Below are 3004 nucleotides of genomic sequence, written 5' to 3'. Positions count from 1 at the left end.
CCCCCCCCCTAAAAATAAACATCCTTTTACGAAGGGTGAAAGCAGGTACACTGCATGGCGATATGCGCCATGCAGTGTGCCTGCTTTGTTATGTACAATCATAATCAATTAGTAATTTATGAAGAAAGTAGTCATGGCTCTCTTTGCAATCCTTGCGTTTGCTTCCTGTAAGAAGGAAACTCCTGAGTCGCAGCAAGGACAAAGAGATTTAATCCCCCAGGGGACAGAGATGAAGCTTGATCTATCCGCTGAATTGAATAAGGAGGATGCCTCATTTAAGGAGGATGCCTCACCCCGTAGTCTAGATCATAAGTTTGTTGGCAATACCGTTGTCACTGAGCTTACTGCAGGGGCAAAAGTGCCTGTGCATACGTACATTTATAATGGAGATGATCAGGTATATGCTCAGACCCTACAGTGGGTGGTCAAGGACGATGGTAAGACCCTTCTCTGTAGAGAGAAGATCACTCTAGGGAAGGCTATTGATCCTGCTAAACAGACAATCTTGAGAGCTTACATCGTAGATGGGACAAAGACTTCTGATGGCATTGAGATACCAGCGCATGACCTCTCAAAGGTTAAGCTCTATGATGAGAATGCATCCTTCAATATCAATGTTCCCTACCAGATGTTTAGTCTGCTACAGATTGGTCGAGGGGGAAGCTTGCATAATCTGGAATTGCCAAAGCCAACTAAGCAGTTCCTGCCTATGGGGACTTTGGTGCGTGTACGTCTACGCAATGAGCTGAATCAGCCCGTAACTGTTAGCAAGATACAAACTATTGGGCTGGAATGGATACCTGTTGCTTCGTCAAAGGTGCAAGCTGGTTGGGGTCTTAAATTTGATGCAGAGAGGCAGAAGCGAAGTCAACTGAACGAAACTACGCCACGTGAGTACGTGATAGAGGGAGGCCCTATATCCTTGTCTCCAGGTCAGACTTACAGTAAGGTCCTCCTCTTTTGGTCTAATCCGCTTACTGGTGGTGGAGACGATGCTCAAATTAATATCATGCCTAATGAAGCTGTTGCTACTCCCTACTACACTAGTACGGGAACCTACTATAATACGGACTATGTACTCCAAGAGGAAGGAGGGAAAGTGTACGGTACGCAAAGTGCGCTACGGATTCGTGATGGTCTGTTGCGTAGGGTAACCCTTAAGCTCTGCCCATTCCCTGACCCTCTAAGCCTTCTCTCTGAGTATGCTCTTAATAGTAATGGATCAGACTTTCTACATGATGCGAATGACCCGGCTGTAGGATACTTCAATGGTAGAGACCTTATTTCCACCCTCCCAACGGGGAGAGCTCCAAAGACCTATCCAAGTGGGAATGGTGCTAAGTGGCATGTGCCTACGTGGAATGAGATGAGTGCTATCTTCCCCTTTGAGGCATATCTGGATCCCCGAGGTGGTGCTGGTTTGTCTGGCCCTTATAATCATACGCAGAGAGTACGGGTGGGAAATTACTACGCTGTTGTTGCTAACAGCTATGCTCCGTATGATGGCGGCAAGGAAATCTACAGCCTTACCTTTGGCTCACTTAAAGAGACGGCATATGTTCGAACTAAGCCAGATGGAAGCATTGAATCAAACCTTGTGGGTGGTGCTGCTATGGAGCTAAGGGATGACAAGCGATATGCCTATTATGCTAAGTACGATGATGCGAAGCAGGTGTATGTAGTCAAATCTAAGTATGTGGGTGTGGATCCTACCATTAAGGATGCTGTGGATGTAAAGGCAAAAATAGATTGGACGACACCTGGCTTAACGACACGTACTATCCCGATGTATGGATGGAAGGAGTCGGCTACCAGCTCCCCCAAGGTAGGGCAGCATACCGTTAAATTCCTTGTGAATGATACTTCGCCCAATAATAGCGTAGAGCCTGAGGATATAGAAGGGCCTACCCCTATGGTAAAATATGAAATCCAAGACTTCATGATAGTTCCCATGGGGAAATATACTGGTAGAGCTCTTACTGGACCCTTGGGGTTTGGTTGGATTCCTATCTCCTCTACTGGTCGCTATCCAGTCTTCCTTGTTAAGAGCTTCTAATTGATAAGATATGTACAAAGAGATATATCAACAGCCTAAGGCTGAGCGCATAGAGCTAGCGCATCCTCTAAGTATCCTCGTTGACCTCTCTGCTGATGGCACGATAGGAGGATGGGGTGATATAGGAGAAGAAGACTAGCAACATCGAGTGTAGGACTCCTATTTGCTTATCCCATATACACTAATAATCATGCTGAAGTTTAAGATTGGCAAGAAGAAGATGTCCATCGGCAAGCGTAAGGGGCAAACGCTCTACTATGCTGTGCAGGAGGAGCATCCCCACACCTCGTGGGAGAGTGTCGAGAAGCGTATTGTCTCCAGTACGGGCATTAGCCGAGCAGACCTTCGAGCGGTAATCATCGCCCTGACCGACATCATCGAAGAGGAAGTTGGCGAAGGTCGCTCCGTTGATCTAGCAGACCTTGGGAGCATCAAGGCCGTAGGTATCGGTAAGATGATGGATACGTTCAAGGAGGTAACAGCCTCTACGATTAAGCGTGCTAAGATGATGTTCTTCTTCCGAGGTCGCCTCCGTGACTTACCGAAGAAGATTAGCTATGAGGTAATCAAGGAAGAGCATGTCCCCCACCCCAAGAAGGCTGGTAAGCCTGGCAGTGAGGATACCACGCCCAATCCCTCTAAGCCAGGGGGTGGTGGTGTCGGGATCTAGAGTTCCCTTCTCTTACTTTCTCTTCAGTCAAGCCCCAAGTAGTCAAGTGACTACTTGGGGCTTGACCTTTCCCTCCTAGACATACTCGGTCTCTTAGAGTCACCCAAGGGGTCTAGCTCAAGGTCTAGTCAGAGCTATAAGGAGAGCTAGATTAGTTCGGTTCACTAGGCTCTAGGGTATTCACCCATGAGGGGGAAAATCACCACCTAGTAGGTAAGTGCTATACCCACCTCGGTGGTAAAAAAATCACCACCTCGGTAGTAAATTATTTACCACCG

The 3004-nt window shown here is 47.3% G+C and carries 3 protein-coding genes; all 3 read left to right on the top strand.

Annotated features, from left to right (window positions below):
* Positions 1 to 118 precede the first annotated feature (118 nt).
* Genes HMPREF0636_RS00490 through HMPREF0636_RS00485 form a run of 3 tightly spaced genes read left to right on the top strand, consistent with a single transcriptional unit; the run spans position 119 to position 2726 of the window.
* On the top strand, positions 119 to 2056 hold the full coding sequence (locus HMPREF0636_RS00490; RefSeq protein WP_044167695.1) for a hypothetical protein: 1938 nt from the start codon (positions 119 to 121) through the stop codon (positions 2054 to 2056).
* A gap of 10 nt (positions 2057 to 2066) precedes the next feature.
* Positions 2067 to 2195 (top strand): hypothetical protein, encoded by a 129-nt coding sequence (locus tag HMPREF0636_RS08520; protein ID WP_282705263.1) that lies wholly within the window; start codon positions 2067 to 2069, stop codon positions 2193 to 2195.
* A 51-nt stretch (positions 2196 to 2246) separates the two neighbouring features.
* The gene (locus HMPREF0636_RS00485) at positions 2247 to 2726 is read left to right on the top strand and encodes an HU family DNA-binding protein (protein WP_052328668.1); all 480 of its coding nucleotides are present in this window, start codon (positions 2247 to 2249) and stop codon (positions 2724 to 2726) included.
* Positions 2727 to 3004 lie beyond the last annotated feature (278 nt).

The sequence above is a fragment of the Porphyromonas catoniae ATCC 51270 genome, from assembly GCF_000565015.1.
Lineage (GTDB): Bacteria > Bacteroidota > Bacteroidia > Bacteroidales > Porphyromonadaceae > Porphyromonas > Porphyromonas catoniae.
Note: the sequence above shows the minus strand (reverse complement) of the source record. Positions and strands in the feature narration are given on the sequence as shown.

Excerpts from the sequence above, each read along its gene's own strand:
- HMPREF0636_RS00490 (WP_044167695.1), top strand. The coding sequence starts at position 119 with ATGAAGAAAGTAGTCATGGCTCTCTTTGCAATCCTTGCGTTTGCTTCC.
- HMPREF0636_RS08520 (WP_282705263.1), top strand. The coding sequence starts at position 2,067 with ATGTACAAAGAGATATATCAACAGCCTAAGGCTGAGCGCATAGAGCTA.
- HMPREF0636_RS00485 (WP_052328668.1), top strand. The coding sequence starts at position 2,247 with ATGCTGAAGTTTAAGATTGGCAAGAAGAAGATGTCCATCGGCAAGCGT.